The 15,678-nt window shown below is 68.4% G+C and carries 13 protein-coding genes; 7 read left to right on the top strand and 6 right to left on the bottom strand.

Annotated features, from left to right (window positions below; all coding sequences use genetic code 11):
• Positions 1–5 precede the first annotated feature (5 nt).
• Positions 6–3,083 carry a helix-turn-helix transcriptional regulator gene (locus HUN07_RS02460; protein ID WP_254622752.1) on the bottom strand — a complete coding sequence of 1,026 codons (3,078 nt, stop codon included), beginning with the start codon at positions 3,081–3,083 and terminating at the stop codon, positions 6–8.
• A gap of 40 nt (positions 3,084–3,123) precedes the next feature.
• On the opposite strand from HUN07_RS02460, the gene wecB reads away from it, so the two are divergent.
• Together wecB and HUN07_RS02450 are read left to right on the top strand one after the other, a co-directional pair.
• Positions 3,124–4,251 carry a non-hydrolyzing UDP-N-acetylglucosamine 2-epimerase gene (gene wecB / locus HUN07_RS02455; protein WP_254622751.1) on the top strand — a complete coding sequence of 376 codons (1,128 nt, stop codon included), beginning with the start codon at positions 3,124–3,126 and terminating at the stop codon, positions 4,249–4,251.
• A 193-nt stretch (positions 4,252–4,444) separates the two neighbouring features.
• Positions 4,445–5,593 carry a DUF7927 domain-containing protein gene (locus tag HUN07_RS02450; protein ID WP_174907716.1) on the top strand — a complete coding sequence of 383 codons (1,149 nt, stop codon included), beginning with the start codon at positions 4,445–4,447 and terminating at the stop codon, positions 5,591–5,593.
• A gap of 194 nt (positions 5,594–5,787) precedes the next feature.
• On the opposite strand, the gene HUN07_RS02445 is transcribed toward HUN07_RS02450, so the two are convergent.
• Complete coding sequence (locus HUN07_RS02445; RefSeq protein ID WP_114721413.1) at positions 5,788–6,153, bottom strand: YbjQ family protein; 366 nt, start codon at positions 6,151–6,153, stop codon at positions 5,788–5,790.
• A 235-nt stretch (positions 6,154–6,388) separates the two neighbouring features.
• Here HUN07_RS02445 and HUN07_RS02440 point away from each other — a divergent pair, with 235 nt between their 5' ends.
• The 3 genes from HUN07_RS02440 to HUN07_RS02430 all read left to right on the top strand — a co-directional run bounded on the left by HUN07_RS02440 (position 6,389) and on the right by HUN07_RS02430 (position 9,724).
• On the top strand, positions 6,389–7,348 hold the full coding sequence (locus HUN07_RS02440; protein WP_174907714.1) for an AraC family transcriptional regulator: 960 nt from the start codon (positions 6,389–6,391) through the stop codon (positions 7,346–7,348).
• A gap of 56 nt (positions 7,349–7,404) precedes the next feature.
• Entirely contained in the window at positions 7,405–7,920 is a 516-nt protein-coding gene (locus HUN07_RS02435; protein ID WP_174907712.1) for a dioxygenase family protein, read from the top strand.
• Between the two features lie 451 nt (positions 7,921–8,371).
• Positions 8,372–9,724, top strand: a complete 1,353-nt coding sequence (locus HUN07_RS02430; RefSeq protein WP_174907710.1) for an MFS transporter — start codon at positions 8,372–8,374, stop codon at positions 9,722–9,724.
• 391 nt (positions 9,725–10,115) lie between these two features.
• Here the strand turns inward: HUN07_RS02430 and HUN07_RS02425 are convergent, their stop codons facing one another.
• Complete coding sequence (locus HUN07_RS02425) at positions 10,116–12,320, bottom strand: DNA polymerase III subunit gamma and tau (RefSeq protein WP_174907708.1); 2,205 nt, start codon at positions 12,318–12,320, stop codon at positions 10,116–10,118.
• A gap of 185 nt (positions 12,321–12,505) precedes the next feature.
• On the opposite strand from HUN07_RS02425, the gene HUN07_RS02420 reads away from it, so the two are divergent.
• Together HUN07_RS02420 and HUN07_RS02415 are read left to right on the top strand one after the other, a co-directional pair.
• Entirely contained in the window at positions 12,506–13,822 is a 1,317-nt protein-coding gene (locus HUN07_RS02420; RefSeq protein ID WP_174907707.1) for an ammonium transporter, read from the top strand.
• A gap of 78 nt (positions 13,823–13,900) precedes the next feature.
• Positions 13,901–14,299 carry a VOC family protein gene (locus HUN07_RS02415; protein WP_174907705.1) on the top strand — a complete coding sequence of 133 codons (399 nt, stop codon included), beginning with the start codon at positions 13,901–13,903 and terminating at the stop codon, positions 14,297–14,299.
• A gap of 39 nt (positions 14,300–14,338) precedes the next feature.
• On the opposite strand, the gene HUN07_RS02410 is transcribed toward HUN07_RS02415, so the two are convergent.
• Genes HUN07_RS02410 through HUN07_RS02400 form a run of 3 tightly spaced genes read right to left on the bottom strand, consistent with a single transcriptional unit; the run spans position 14,339 to position 15,646 of the window.
• Complete coding sequence (locus HUN07_RS02410; RefSeq protein WP_114721417.1) at positions 14,339–14,779, bottom strand: VOC family protein; 441 nt, start codon at positions 14,777–14,779, stop codon at positions 14,339–14,341.
• Positions 14,780–14,832: 53 nt separating this feature from the next.
• A complete protein-coding gene (locus HUN07_RS02405; protein ID WP_174907703.1) occupies positions 14,833–15,051 on the bottom strand; it encodes a hypothetical protein in 219 nt (72 codons plus the stop codon).
• 10 nt (positions 15,052–15,061) lie between these two features.
• Complete coding sequence (locus HUN07_RS02400) at positions 15,062–15,646, bottom strand: HhH-GPD-type base excision DNA repair protein (protein WP_174907702.1); 585 nt, start codon at positions 15,644–15,646, stop codon at positions 15,062–15,064.
• Positions 15,647–15,678: the final 32 nt, after the last annotated feature.

Here is a 15,678-nt window from a genome sequence, read left to right as displayed (position 1 = left end):
GAACCTCACACAGGGATGCTCGAGGCAGACGCCGGCTGCTCGTTCTTGATCAACGCGAAGACCTCGGCGCGCGAACGGATACCAAGTTTGCGGAAGATGCTGGTGAGATGCTTCTCCACCATGCGCTGCGAAACGTACAGTTGCGCAGCGATCTCACGGTTGCGCATGCCCTGCACGACGAGTTGGACCACCCGCCGCTCGATGTCGCTCAGCGTCCCGAGTCGAGGATCACCGGATGCCGAGGGCGCGGCGGCCTCCATACCAGTGCGGGTGGACCAACGACCACCACTGATCCACCCGTCGGCGCCGATGCGCTCGAACAGCGCGAAGGCCGTCCGCGCACGCTGACGGCTCTGGGTCACCTTGCCGTGCTCGAGCAGCCTGTCGGCATAGATCGCCAGGGAACGAGCCCGCTCCAGAGCGGGAACCTTGTCGTCCCGGGAACCCAGCGCCAACTCGACCAGCTCACGGGCATCAGTGATTTCGGCGACCAGCAGCCGTCCCCGTGCCAGGATCGCCGACGTCAGAGTCGTCTGGGTGCGCCGCTGCAGCCGTTCGGTCGTCACGTCCAGCATGCGCGCCGCGGCCCGCAGGTCGCCGGCAAGCACGAGCGCCTCGATGAGGTCGACGTACCGTTGCGTCTTCCAGATGCACGCATGCCGGTCGACGTGGTCGATGCTCTGCTCGAGCAGGGCGATCGCCCGTTCCGCATCACCCTGCATCAATGCGTTCTCGCCCAGCACGGCGAGCACCCTCGCCTGCAGGCTGTCGATCTCCCCCGACGCACTGACGGAAAGCAACTGGGCCGCAATCTGTTCGGCCTCACAGAACTGTCCCTGTAACCCCAGGATCTGCACGCGCTGAGCGAGCCGCAGCGTGCGCAGGTGCGTGTGAGACGAGAGGATCGCGTCGGCGTGTTCCCAGAGATTCCTCGCTCCGACGGGGTTTCCCGCAATGATCTCGCAGTCGACCTGCGCCGTGAGCAGGTACATCCGTTGGAGCGGGGTCAGGGACGGATTCGAAGCGCATTCGAACCGTGCCCGGGCCTCCTCGACCCGTCCCAGCCGGGTGAGGAACATTCCCGAGGCGGCGATACCGCGAAAGTCACGCCGGGAGAACGGCTCGACGGCGTCCGCCTCGTTGTGCAGAGACTGCGCCTCCTCGGAGTTCTCCCGCGCCAGCGCCAGGCTCATGCGTGCCAGCGTGAGCGCATCGCAGGGGCTTCCGGGGTGGCGGGTGTGGATACGCTCCGCCAACCTGTACAGCTCGTACACACCGTAGAACTGGCCCTGCTCGAGCTGAAAGAGTATCGCGACCCCTGCCAAGTCCATCGCGGCGGCGGGGGCCTCGTCGGCACACTCGCGCACTGCATCGACGACGGACTCGACGTTGATCGGCCGATCGGCGAGATAGCGCGCCTCGATCTTGACGAGTTCGGCCGCGGCACGGTCTGCCACGCATGCATCCGACCACACCACCTCGTCCGCGAGACTCTCGGCGTCGCTGCGGAATCCCTGTTCGAGCGCGAGCTTCGCGGCGGTCAACCGCAGTGCGCTCGCGCTCGTGCCGCACGACATCGAGATTGCGTCACGCAGAATCGACAGGGCGACAGAACACGACCACTCGCGGGCCATCGCGTCGGCGTTCTCCAGGACCTGCTGCGGCTCGAGTTCCGCGTCGACAGGACGCAGGACCGAAGCGTCCGTGACGCCGTCACGTCCGCTACCGAGCTCTCTCTGATACCCACGCTCGTCGACCAGGGTGTGCGCGAGCGTCCGGCGACCGGGGGTGGCAGTCCCGTAGACGGCCCACCGGTCCAGCTGATTGCCGATCCGTACCCGGTCCCCGATCCGTTCCAGCTGTCGCAGCGAGAGTAATCCGTCCAACTCGCGTTCGGGGTCGGCGCTTGCCCGGTCCGCAGCCAGTTCGAGCAGATCCGGTACCGCAACCGACTTTGCCACCGCCAGAAGGGACAACATCGTCCGCTGGTTCTCGGTCATACGGTCGTCGATTTCCATCCAACGCGACGCGCGGGAGCCGCTGACCACGATCGGATAGCGGATCGACTCGATTCCGTCGACCTGCCGGTCGGTGACCGTCTCGCACAGTTCCAGCAACGCACCCGGATTACTGCGCGAGATGCGGTGCAGCTCATCGACGAGAGCCGGCGCCGGGGTTCTTCCGAGCGCCTCGGTCATGAGCGCGACTGCAGCGGCCTTCCCGAGCGGGGGCACTGCGACTTGAGACAGGGGCAGGAACGGTTCGGGCGGTTCGACTCCGCTGACGAGCACCAGGACGACCCGATGATTCGCGAGCCTTCGCCCCACGTACCCGAGGAGCGTTTGGCAGTCCTCCCCCATGCGGTCGGCATCGTCGACGAGTATCGCCAACGGCCCCTCGTGATCGGCATGCCGCGCGATCGCGTCGAGCAGATGTTCGGCGCGGGTGGCGATCGCGGATTTGCGGATCTCGAGCCCCGCCGTCCGCCGGGAAGCATCGCGCTGCCGACCCGATCGGCCGAGCAACGCCATCAGGCTGTAGTCGACCTGCTCGCACACGTTCGACGCGCCGCCGATGGAGACCGTGTCGAAGGAGGAATTGACGACCAACTCGCCCAGCAGACGAGTGCGTCCGGACCCGGTGGGTCCAGTGATCACGAGCGCAGATCCGAGACCGAGTTCGGCGGCCTCGAAAGCATCCTGAACCTGTCGAAGGGTGGAGATCGGCTCGGCCGTGCGGCTGCGGAATCCGCCGTCGTTCATCGTTGCCGTCGCGCCCTTCTCCCAGTCATATTGATCGTGATCGCCTATATCTAACGCTTGACCAGAGCTCTCCGCCTCCGTAAACCACGGGTCGGCGGGGATTTCACCGAATCGGTGCGGGAACTGCGGGGTGCCGCACCGATCTGTGCGGCGCCCCGCCTCCTGGCTCCGCAAGACCCGACAGCATCGAGAGGTCGGGTTGGCTGTCGACGAATGCACCGATCCGACAGTCGGACTGCGGATCGAGATGAGCGAAAGGGACAGCAAATTGTCGCACCAATCCGCGCGCAGCGAGTCACAGTCGGCTCGAATCGCGGTCATCTACGGAACCCGCCCGGAAGCCATCAAATGTGCACCCCTGGTGAAGGCACTCGAGGCCCATCCCGCACTCGACCCGACCGTCATCGTCACCGGCCAGCACACCGGCCTCGTCGACCAGGTCCACGCCACGTTCGGGATCTCCGCCGACCACGACCTGAACCTCATGGAGCCGGGTCAACCGCTGGGCCGGCTGTCCGGCCGCGTCACCACCGCCGCGAGTGCGGTGCTCCGCGCCGAACGCCCCGACGCGGTGGTGGTCCACGGTGACACGTCCAGCTCCACCGCGGCCGCCCTGGCCGCGTTCAGCGAGAACATCCCCGTCGTCCACCTCGAGGCCGGGCTGCGCTCGCACGACCTCGGCAACCCGTTTCCGGAGGAGGGTAATCGGCGGATGACGGCGGCTGTGACGGCGCTGCATCTGTGCCCCACAAACCTGGCCCGCCGCAATCTGCTCGACGAGGGTGTCGTGCCCGATCGGGTCACGGTGACGGGCAACACCGTCGTCGACGCGCTGCTCACCGTGGCGTCCAGCGACATCCCGCCCACCGACCCCGCCCTGCGGACCGCGTTGGCCGGCGGTCGACGCCTCGTTCTGCTGACGCTGCATCGCCGCGAGTCGTGGGGGCCACCGATGAGCGCGATCGCGAAGTCGGTGCGACGGATCGTCGAGGCCGTGCCCGACATCGTCGTTCTCTGCCCGATGCACCCGAATCCGATGGTGCGCGAGACACTGACCGCGAACCTGGGTGGGCACGAACGCATTCTGCTCACCGAGCCGCTGGAGTACACCGACCTGGCAACCGCGCTCCGTCACGCCCATCTGGTCCTCACTGACTCCGGCGGAATCCAAGAGGAAGCACCGACTTTCGGAGTACCCGTACTGGTGCTGCGCGACACCACCGAGCGCCCCGAGGCCATCGACGCCGGGTGTGCTCTGCTGGTCGGCACCCGACCGGACGCGATCTTCAGCGAGGCGACGCGGCTATTCCTCGACGCCGACGCGTACCGAACGATGACGGCCGCCGGAAACCCGTACGGCGACGGGCACGCCGGCGCGCGCGCCGCCGCCGCGATTGCCGAACTGGTCGGGGCCGGGTCGCGGTTGCCGGACTACGCACCCGACGGTGACTTCTCATCCTCGACGCGAATCGCCGTATCGGTCGGATAGCCGGACCGTCGGAGCGTGCTCGTGCCATCCCGCAGCGGTGCGGGATGGCGCACAGTCCGCGCGCGAGGCCGCACAGTGATCTCGCCGAACCGTCTCCGTGCCACTTCGTGGGCGAACCTGACTGTGGGGGGAGTCCCCACCTGTTGCGGACCCGTGACGCTGCAGGCGGCACGAGAATGGAGCAAGAATGAGGATGGCGTCGTTCGCAAGGACCGTCTCCGGTCTGGCGGTTGCGGCTCTGACCGCGACCACCTGGGGAATCGCCGCGGCACCGGCCGGAGCGGATCCGCTGGCCGCGCAACCGGGTGAGCTGATCGTCAACGGCGACGCCGAGAACGGCATCACCGAATGGACGGGCACCACCTTCGCGTCGAGGGCCTACAGCACCGGTCTGCAGCCGACGATCGTCAACGAGAAGGGCGCGACCGGGAAGACGTTCGACGGCGGCACCAGCTACTTCGGGGTCTCGGGTAATGCCAACAGGAAGGCCACGCAGGTTGTCGACCTGACGCCGTCCGCGGCCAGTATCGACACCGGAAAGGTGACCGCACTCGGCGGGGCCTACCTGGGCGCGATCGCCGGCCAGAACGACCGCGTCGGCGTCAACTACACCTTCACGGACGCGTCCGGTACGGTCCTGGGCACTTTCTCGCTGCCCGCCGTGACCAACAGTGACCGCGGTGGCGTACGGGGATTCGCCCGCCGCGACGCCTCGGCGCCCGTTCCGGTCGGCACCCGCTCTGTGACGGTCGACCTCGTCTTCACCGCCGCCTACGGCTCGCTCGACGCGTACGCCGACAACATCTCGCTGCGACTCGACGCGGCACCGAGCGAGTTGCAAGTGACGCACACTGCCGACGCATCGGGCCCGCTGGACGACAACCAGGTGGTCAACTACACCGTCACCTTCACCAACACCGGCGCCCAACCGCTCGCGGTCGACCAGGCGCTGGCGCTCGCGGGCCTGCTCGACGACGCGGACCTCGTCTCCGGACCGACCAGTTCGGACGCCGCCCTGTCAGTCCAGGGCTCTGTCGACACCTTCGGCATTGCCGGAACCCTGCAGCCCGGCCAGACGGTGACCATCGTCTACAGCGTGGTCACCAAAACGTATGCGCAGCAGGGTGACCACAACCTCGTGTCCCTCGTGGCCGCCCCGTCCGCCCTGCCCGGAGGCGTGCCGGCCTCGTGCACCGGTACCGCCGACTGCCTCGAAATGGCGACCGCCGACACCGCTGCCGTCCCCCTCGTGAACCCGGCCGTCGCCGGAATCACGGCGGCAGTGGGCCTGGCCGGAGGCGGCGTCCTGCTGCTCCGCCGGCGACGCACCGGAACAGCCTGAGCCCGGTCACCCAGTTCCCGCGCGCGACCGGCCCTGCCCGAGTTCGATTCCGATCTCGGGCAGGGCCTTTCGCGTCCTTGCCGCAGGCCCCTCGCCGCGCGTGACCGCCGTTCGGTCATTGACCGTGCGGCGTCGACTCCCGACAGCCAGTCCCGCGGACGGGACAGGGAACCGGTTCGACTCGACGGCTCGCGTCAGTTTCGATAGCCCAACTCGGCTGCCGTCTGCCTCGCGGCGTCGGTGACGGGTACCGCGTAGGCCGCGGTGCCGTACGCGCAGATCTCCGACCAGTTGCCGCCGAGGTCGGACGTCTCGAACCGCATCGCGACGATCACGTTCCCGCCCCGCTGCGACGCCTCGTTGATCAGTCGGCTCATCGCCTCGTTGCGGCTCTCGGTGAGGTTCTTCGTCATGCCCTGGAGCTCACCACCCACCAGCGACTTGAGGCCGGCGCCGATCTGGGAGCCGATGTTGCGGGACCGGACGGTCAGTCCGAAGACCTCGCCGATCACGCGCTGGATCTCCCAGCCGGGAATGTCGTTCGTCGTCACAACAAGCATGCCGATCAGGCTAGACAACAGCTGCGACAACGTCCCGATCGGCTGCGGCCGCGGCTCGACGACGCCCGGTCGAATGTTCGTTTGCTCAGTCCGGAAAGCGCTGACCCGATCCGGATCGCGCGGGAACCTCTCACCGAGCGGTCGGCGCCCCTGGCGGCACGCCTGCCGTCGGCGTTCAATTGGCTCATACACCTGAGACACGCGGAGCCGAAACGCGAGTCGGGAGGTCGGAACGATGTCGATGCCGTCGGGCAAGATCGAATCGCGGGACTGGGACGAGATCTCGCAAGTAGTCGCGGACGCCTACTTTCCGCACACCCTCACACCTCGCACTCCCGTCCGCACCGACTGCGCGTTTCCGCGCAGCACCGGGGAGGGACCTGTCCGCATCGCTCGACTCGGCTGGGGTGCCGACGTCTCGATCCGGTCCGATCACCCCGGTGCCTACGGCGTCAACATTCCGGTGTCGGGTCGACTCGACTCGGTCGTCGGCGGGCGCGAGGTGTCGTCGCTGCCGGGCACCGCCACGGTGTGCCCACCCGACACCGACACCCGGATCCCTCACTGGGCTGCCTCGTGCGAAATCATCGGTGTCCGTTTCGATCACGAGTACCTGGAACGGGAAATGCATCGAATCCTCGCGCGCCCCGATCGTCCACTGCCAAGCCAGGTGGACCTGTCCGCCCCCGCAGGGACGACGTGGATGCGGTTCGTCGAATCGCTGTCCGACCAGATGGAAGGACCGAACTGCCTGCTGCAGAACGATCTGGTCGCGGACCAACTGCTCAGCGCCGTCACCACCGCGTTCGTCCTCGCGGCCGTACCGGACGATCCGGAGGGCACGGAGGGCACGGAGGGCGCCGTCGCGGCGCGACCACGAATCGTCAAGCGGGTCATCGACGCCCTGCACGGCGACCCCGCCCACCGGTGGACGGCCGGCGAGATGGCCGAGCAGGCCGGCGTGAGCGTGCGCCGACTACAGGAAGGGTTCCGGCAGTACGTGGGCAGGAGTCCGACCCAGTACCTGAACGACATCCGCCTCGTCCGCGCCCGCGACGATCTCCTCGCCGCAGACCCGGGCGACACGGTCACCGCGGTGGCCCTGCGCTGGGGCTTCGCCCACACCGGCCGCTTCGCGGCCACCTACCGCAGCCGATTCGGCGTCTCCCCGTCCTCGGCCCTCCGCACGACCTGATCCTCTGTCCGCCGACATAATCCAGCCGAAGGGATCCCCGTGTTCTTCCGACGTCCGTGCCGACCCGCCTTCGCTCGCCCGCTCCCCACACCACGGCCTTCTCACCTGCGAGACATCCCGTCGGCAGCCCACTCGTGCTGACAGGTCGCATCCACGACGACACGGGCCGGGGTGTGCGCGGTGTCTCCGTCCAGGTCCGTCGCAGCGACAACGGCGGGACGGTCCGTGCGGGCACCTCTACGGTCGTCACGGTCACGACCGACGACGACGGCTGTTTCACGATTGCGACGATTACGCCTGCGCCCTATCAGATTCCGGCTGACGGCCCGACCGGTTGGTTCATCGCGAACGAGGGCTGGAACCCGTGGCGACCGGCGCACCTGCACGTCACGGTCAAGGCGCCGCGGATGCGCACCGTGACCACTCGCCTGTACTTCCGCCGCGACGCCTGGATCCGCCACGACGCCCCGGCGAAGGCGATCCTCGACCCCCGACCCGGCGTCGGCGGAATCGACCGGGCCACAATCGACTTCACGCTCGAACGGTCGACGTCGCCGGTATCCGGCGCCTAACCGTCGATCTTGCGCGCGCCGAGGATTTCGCCGAGGAACTCCGCGGCGACCTCGTCCGGGTCGCGACGGCTCGCCTGATCCACCGGCACGGCCGCCTCGGCCATCATCTCTTCCTCATCCTCGGGGTGGTGCGAGGAGGGGTGGCCTCAGACGAACGGGAAGATCGAGCGGTTCCACCGCACTCTCGGTGGGTTGGGCCTGCGCCCGCTTCTACACCTCGGAAGCCGAACGCCGAACTGCTCTACCCCGGCTTGCTTCACTTCAATCACCACCGAGCCCACTCCGCCCTCACGGGACTCAGCGACCAGGGAGCGCACGGTCGGAGTCCCATTCGACAACAGTGTGGCGTCCTCGCCAGAAGTTGACCGCAGTGGCGTGCGTCACCTATGTTACGTGAACATCGCTACCGAGCGTTCGCTCGGTCTGTCCCATGAGTTCGAAAGAGGCGAAGATGCCCCCAACATCGGCTTCCCCGCAGCAGACCACGGCGCCGAACGCTGCGCCGGCGAACGCTGCGCCGCCGCACCCGCGCCGAGCGGCCCGTAAGGCTGCGTTTGCCGCCGCCGTGTCAACCTCCCTCGAGTGGTACGACTTCTTCATCTACGCGACAGCCGCCGCTCTGGTCTTCAACAAGACGTTCTTTGCCACTCAGAGCGAAGTTGTCGCCGCACTCAATTCGTTCGCTACCGTCGCGGTGGGTTTCATCGCACGGCCCATCGGCGGGATCATCTCCGGTCACTTCGGCGACAAATACGGCCGTAAGCCGGTGCTTGTGATTGCGATCCTGATCATGGGCATCGCGACGACCTTGATCGGACTGGTGCCGGACACCTCGATCGTGTGGCTCGCCCCGACGATGCTGGTGCTGCTGCGCATCTGCCAAGGCCTTGCTGTCGGGGCGCAATGGGGTGGCGCAGTCTTGCTGGCCACCGAGTACGCGCCCCCGAACCGACGAGGCTTCTACGGGAGCTTTGCCCAGCTCGGCATCCCGATCGGCGTGGTCGTCGGCAACGCGGTCTTCCTCATCGCAGCGTGGGCGGTGACACCGGAGGCGTTCATGTCATGGGGCTGGCGCGTCCCGTTCTGGATCAGCCTTTTCATGCTCTTCGTCGCATTCGCCATCCACCGCTACCTCGAAGAAACCCCCGAGTTCCAGCAGCTCGAGGCCAAGCTGGCCGCCGAACCGATCAAGCGGCGTTCCCCAATTCTCGAGGTCATCCGGAACAACGGGGGCACCGTGATCATGGCCGGTGGCACCTATCTGGTCGGCATCGTGATGTTCTATCTCACCATCACGGGGTCGGTACAGGTCGCCACTACAACCCTCGACATTGCCCGATCGGATGTCCTCGCGATCATCCTGGTGGCAGCGGGAGTGCTTGTACCCATGGTGCCGCTGACCGCGTACCTGTCCGACATTTACGGCCGCAAGCTGATCTACGGCATCGGCATCGTGGGCATGGGGCTATGGGCCGTTCCGATGTGGTTGCTCGTCGGCGCCTCGTCACCGCAGAACATTTGGCCGCTCGCTGCCGCCCTGATCATTTCGTGCGTCGTCATGTCGTTCCAGACCGGTCCGCAGGCAGCTCTGTTCGCAGAACTCTTCCCGCCGGAGGTGCGCTATTCGGGCGCCTCGCTCGGCTACCAGGCTGCAGCCATTCTCGGGGGCATGGCTCCGATGGCTATGGTGGCCCTCATCAACGGAGAGGTCGACAATCTCTGGCGGGTGGGACTGCTGATCGTCGCTCTGGCTGTCCTCGCCCTCGGCTGCCTCGTGGTCCTCGCCCGCCGTGCAAAACGGTGACGGGATCGACTGCAGTGTTGGTATGCGCGGCAGATGTTCGTGTCTACCGACGGTCCAGTCGACCAGGCGGTTCGTATCTGAAATGGGCGAGGAGCGCGGCCGAAATCGTGTCCCAGGTTCCATCGCCGGCATACCGACGCTGACGTTTCCAGATCGTGTGCCACGGGCCGAAAATCGGTAGGTACGTCCCGCCGCCACGCGATTGCGGCCCGGTAGCGGTAGATGATGCCGTCGACCACCCGGCGGTTGTCTCGGAACAGGCGGCCCACAGGCCGTCCGAGGAAGGAAGCAACGGCTCGATCAACAACCACCGCTCATCATTCAAGTGCTTGGTGGCCGACACGACCAGCAGTCGTCACCGATCCCTCCACCGCGGCCTAGGAGACACGCCCTAACCGTCGATCTTGCGCGCGCCGAGGATCTCGCCGAGGAACTCCGCGGCGACCTCGTCCGGGTCGCGACGGCTCGCCTGATCCACCGGCACGGCCGCCTCGGCCATCATCTCTTCCTCATCCTCGGGGGTGGTGGGAGGAGGGGTGGCCTCGTAGTCGACGGGCGGCGGCCCGGGGTCGTCCGGGTAGTCCGGAGCCTCGGGCGGCGGGATGTCGTCGAGGTCAGACGAGGACGACCGGGGTACCGACGGAGGGGGCGCCACGGCAGCCCTGCCCTGACTGGGCCGGGAGAAACGCGGTGCGGCAGGAGCTTTCGCCTGCTGCGCCGACCGGGACGGAGCCGTCTGCGCCGGCGGCGCGGTGCCGTGCTCGCACGTGACCTCCCAGTCGCCGCCGAACACATCGCGCATCGCGGCACCGATCACGTCCGTGTTGCGAGGCTCGACCAGGCGCTTGGCCAGCGGGGCCGAGTCGTGGCTGAGCACCAGACGCGGACCGTCCACCGACCGGACCGTGGCGCCGGACAGCATCACCTCGACCGTGCGACTGCGGTCGCGCACCTTGGCACGCACCTCGGACCACACCGCACGAACCCCGGCGACGTCCGGGCGATCCGACGACTCCGCTTGCACCGGAGCAGGTTCCGGGACCGGCGCAGGCGCTGCGGGCTCGGGCACGGGCGCGACGGGCTCCGGGACGGGCGCGACGGCGACGACGGGTTCGACAACCGACTCGGGCCGGCGCGGAGGTTCCGGCACGCGCACGGGCTCGGGTTCGGGTTCGGGTTCGCGGGAAGGTTCCGGCTCACGCGCCGGCTCCGGCTGACGCGGCTCGGCGAGGGGCTGCGCCACGACAGGCTCCGGCTGACGCACGGGCTCGGGTTCGCGGGGCGGTTCCGGCTGCCGCTGCGGCTCGGGGGCCGGCGCGGCGTCGGCCTCGCGGCGCTGCGACGGACGCTGGTAGACGGGACCCGACGACGGCGGCGGCTCGACAGCGGCCGGACGCGGCGCGGCGGCCGGGGCGGGCGCCGCGGCGGAACCGGCGGCGGTGATCACCACTCCCTGCTCGATCCGCTCGAGGCGTTGCAGCACAGCCGATTCCGCGTCCGTGGCGGACGGCAGCAGCATTCGGGCGCACATCACCTCGAGCAGCAGGCGTGGTGCCGTGGCACCGCGCATCTCGCCGAGGCCGTCGTGCACCAGTTCGGCGTAGCGGGCGAGCGTCGCGGGACCGATGCGTTCGGCTTCCTCGCGCATGCGGTCGAGGACGTCGCCGGGGGCGTCGACCAGCCCGCGCTCGGCGGCGTCGGGCACGGCGCGCATGAGGATCAGGTCGCGCAGGCGCTCGAGCAGGTCGACGGCGAACCGGCGCGGGTCGTGCCCGGCGTCCATCACCTTGTCGACGGTGCCGAACAGTGCGGCGCCGTCGTTCGCGGCCAGCGCGTCCACGGCTTCGTCGATGAGCGCAACATCGGTGACGCCGAGCAGGGCGAGCGCCCGCGCATACCGGACGCCCTCCCCCCCGGCACCGGCGAGGAGTTGGTCGAGCACGCTCAGCGAGTCGCGCGGCGAGCCGCCGCCGGCGCGGATGACCAGTGGGTACACCGCGTCCTCGACCGGCACGTGTTCCTGCGCGCAGATCTTCTCGAGGAGCCCGCGCATGGTGGACGGCGCCAGCAGCCGGAACGGGTAGTGGTGGGTGCGCGACCGGATGGTCGGCAGCACCTTCTCGGGCTCGGTGGTGGCGAAGATGAAGATGAGGTGCTCCGGCGGCTCCTCGACGATCTTGAGCAGCGCGTTGAAGCCCGCGGTGGTGACCATGTGCGCCTCGTCGACGATGAACACCCGGTACCGCGACTCGGCGGGCGCGTAGAACGCGCGGTCGCGCAGCTCACGGGTGTCCTCGACACCGCCGTGGCTGGCCGCGTCGAGCTCGATGACGTCGAGATTGCCTGGCCCGCCCGGGCCGAGGGCGACACACGACGAGCACTCACCGCACGGCGTCGACGTGGGCCCCTGCACGCAGTTGAGCGAGCGCGCCAGGATGCGGGCCGACGACGTCTTGCCGCAGCCGCGCGGACCCGAGAACAGGTAGGCGTGGTTGATGCGTCCAGCGTCGAGTGCGGTGCTCAGGGGCTCGGTGACGTGCTCCTGACCCACCACCTCCGCGAACGAAGCTGGTCGATATTTCCGGTACAGGGCCACGGCGAAAGACTACCGGCGCGTCCCGACGGTGCGCCGCAGGACCGCACCCGGGTGCCGTCCGGCCCGCGAATCGGCGAGAGATTTCCGAAACACGCTCGCAACAGCGCGGCAGCGCCGGTGAAACCGGAGGCGACGATCGTCGTTTCTCGCGTGCGGTCGCCCCGCGACGGTGAGGAGAAACTGACATGCCCGAAACAATCGATGCCGGCACCACCGCCTGGCTGCTGGTGAGCACCGCCCTCGTGCTGCTCATGACGCCGGGCCTGGCCCTGTTCTACGGCGGCATGGTCCGCTCCAAGGGCGTCCTCAACATGATCATGATGAGTTTCGTCTCGATCGCCCTGGTCACCGTGGTGTGGCTGTTCGCCGGGTACAGCCTCGCGTTCGGCGACGACATCGGCGGCGGTCTGATCGGCGGCCTCGAGCACTTCGGCATGGCGGGCATCACCCCCGACACCGTGCACGGCCAGGTTCCGGAGTTCCTGTTCGCGACGTTCCAGCTGACGTTCGCGATCCTCACCGCGGCGCTGATCAGCGGTGCGATCGCGGACCGCGCCAAGTTCTCGTCGTGGATGTTCTTCGTGCCGGTGTGGGCGCTGCTCGTCTACGTCCCCGTCGCGCACTGGGTGTGGGGACCGGACGGCTGGATCTCGAAGCTCGGCGCCCTCGACTACGCCGGCGGCCTGGTGGTCGAGATCGTCTCCGGCGCGTCGGCACTGGCCCTGGCGCTGGTTCTCGGCCCGCGGATCGGGTTCCGCAGCGAGCCGATGCGCCCGCACAACCTGCCGCTCGTGCTGCTCGGTGTCGGCCTGCTGTGGTTCGGCTGGTTCGGGTTCAACGCCGGCTCCGCGATGGCCGCCGACGGCACCGCCGCCGCGGTCTTCCTCAACACCCTCGTCGCCGGCTGCACGGGCCTGCTGGGCTGGCTGTTCGTCGAGCAGAAGCGCGACGGGCACCCCACCACGTTCGGCGCGGCGTCGGGCGTCGTCGCCGGCCTGGTCGCGATCACCCCGTCGTGCGGCTGGGTCGGCATGGTCGGCGCGGCCGTGATCGGCCTCGTCGCCGGCTCCGTGTGCTCGTTCGCGGTGGGCTGGAAGTTCCGCTTCGGCTACGACGACGCGCTCGACGTCGTCGGCGTGCACCTGGTCGGCGGCATCATCGGCACGCTGCTCATCGGACTGCTGGCCGCGGAGGTCATGACCGGCGGCGTGGAGGGTCTGCTGTACGGCGGCGGGCTCGCGCAGCTCGGCAAGCAGGCGCTGGCGGTCGCCGTCGTCGGCCTGTACGCGTTCGGTGTCACGTATGGCCTCGGCAAGCTCATCGACCGGCTCGTCGGGTTCCGCGTCACCGCCGAACAGGAGACGTCGGGCATCGACCTGGCGCTGCACGCCGAGTCGGCGTACGAGCACGCCGTGCTCGCGCACGGCACTCAGCCGGGGTTGTTCTCCCGCGAGCACGAGCGCCCCCGGCAGCGTCCGGAACCGGAAACCGACGGGGTCTGACGGATCCAATCCCTCCCTCCGGAGCGGCGAACGACGCTACCGTGGTCTGTATCGCCGTTCCGGAGGAAGAGGTGCGTTGTGGCGCCGTTCCCAGCTCTAACCCACATCGCGGTCACGGTGTCCGACATGGCCGTCAGCACCGAGTGGTACACGCGCCTGTTCGGGTCGCCGCCGGTGCTCGACGAGGACGAGGAATCCGGGGCCTTCCATCACGCCGTCTTCGTGCTCGGCGGCGGGACCATGTTCGGCCTGCACACCCACACCGGCGAGCGCCCGGACGCAGAGTTCGACGAACGACGGATCGGCCTCGACCACGTCGCATTCGCCTGCACCACCGGCGAACTCGAATTCTGGCGGGATCGTCTCGACGAGCTCGGCATCGCGCACGGCGGCATCAAGACCGCCGCCTACGGTTCCGGGCTGTCCTTCCGCGACCCCGACAACATCGCGCTCGAGTTCTTCGCGCCGCCCGGCTGAATCTGGTTGCCCCGGAATCACGATGATCGGACTCGCGCGTCAGCCGATCTGCTCGAACAGGGACACGATGATCCCTTCGGGCCCACGCACGTAAGCCATGCGCACGCTGTTCTCGTACTCGCCGATGCCACCGACGAGCCCGTACCCGTCCGCAGCCACCGCGTCGACGGCCGCCTGAAGATCGCCGACCTCGAAGGACACGTTGCGCAGCCCGAGCTCGTTGGCCATCGCTGTCGGCGATCCCGGCACGTGATCGGGCGTGACGAAGGCCGAGAGTTCCAGCCGGGACCCGCCGCCGGGCGGCCGCAGCATCACGATGTTGCAGTGCGCACCGGGGATGCCGCACACGGTCTCGACGAACTCACCCTCCACGGACCCGGTGCCCTCCACCTCGAGACCGAGTCCGACGAAGAACGCGGTTGCCGCGTCGAGGTCCGCGACGGTGATGCCGACGTGGTCGAAACGTTGCACGTGTGCCATGGAATCCATCCTGCAATGCCGTCTTGCCGATTCGATGCGGGGTGGAGCCGCCGCTACTGCCCGTTGCCCTCGATGAGTGCGATGTTCTCGGCGATCTCCGTTGCGTCGGGGAACATTTCGAGGCGCTCTCGCGTGTAGTCCAAGGGGCTGAGCTTCGTCTTCCCCGTGGTGACCGAGATCTGCCGCGCCGGGCCTGGGTGAAGTCGACGCCGCGCGCCGGCAGGAGGGGCTTCCGCCCATCGCCCGCACAGCAGCGACCCGTCATCGTTCATCCAGGAGTCCCTACTTCCCCTTCGCCGCCTTCGCCGCGGCCTTGGCGGCCTGCTTGAACTCGCGCACCTCGAGGAGCGTCTGCCGGTCGACGACGTCGGCGATCGAGCGGCGCGCGCCCTCGTCGCCGTACGATCCGGCGGCCTCGCGCCAGCCCTTCGGCTCGACACCGATCTGCTTACCCAAGAGCGCCAGGAAGATCCGTGCCTTCTGGTCGCCGTACCCGGGAAGCGCCTTGAGCCGCTTCAGCACTTCCTTGCCGTCCGGGTCGCCCGACGTCCAGATCGCGGCGGTGTCGCCGTCGTAGTGCTCCACGATGTCGCCGCACAGCGACTGGATGCGCTCCCCCATCGACTTCGGGAACCGGTGCACCGCGGGCGGCTGCGCACACACCGCGATGAAGTCGTCCGGGCTCATCTCCGCGATCTTGTGGACGTCCAGGCCGCCGAGCCGGTCGTCGAGCTTCTTCGGTCCCGCGAACGCCGTCTCCATCGGCACCTGCTGATCGAGCAGCATCCCGATCAGCAGCGCGAGCGGGTCCGATGCCAACAGGGCGTCCGCGTCCGGGTCACCGACAAGATTCAGCGTGAGTGCCATGCCCCGATCCTGCCATCCGGCCGAACGCGGTA

This window comes from Rhodococcus sp. W8901 (assembly GCF_013348805.1).
Taxonomy (GTDB): domain Bacteria; phylum Actinomycetota; class Actinomycetes; order Mycobacteriales; family Mycobacteriaceae; genus Prescottella.
Note: the sequence above shows the minus strand (reverse complement) of the source record. Positions and strands in the feature narration are given on the sequence as shown.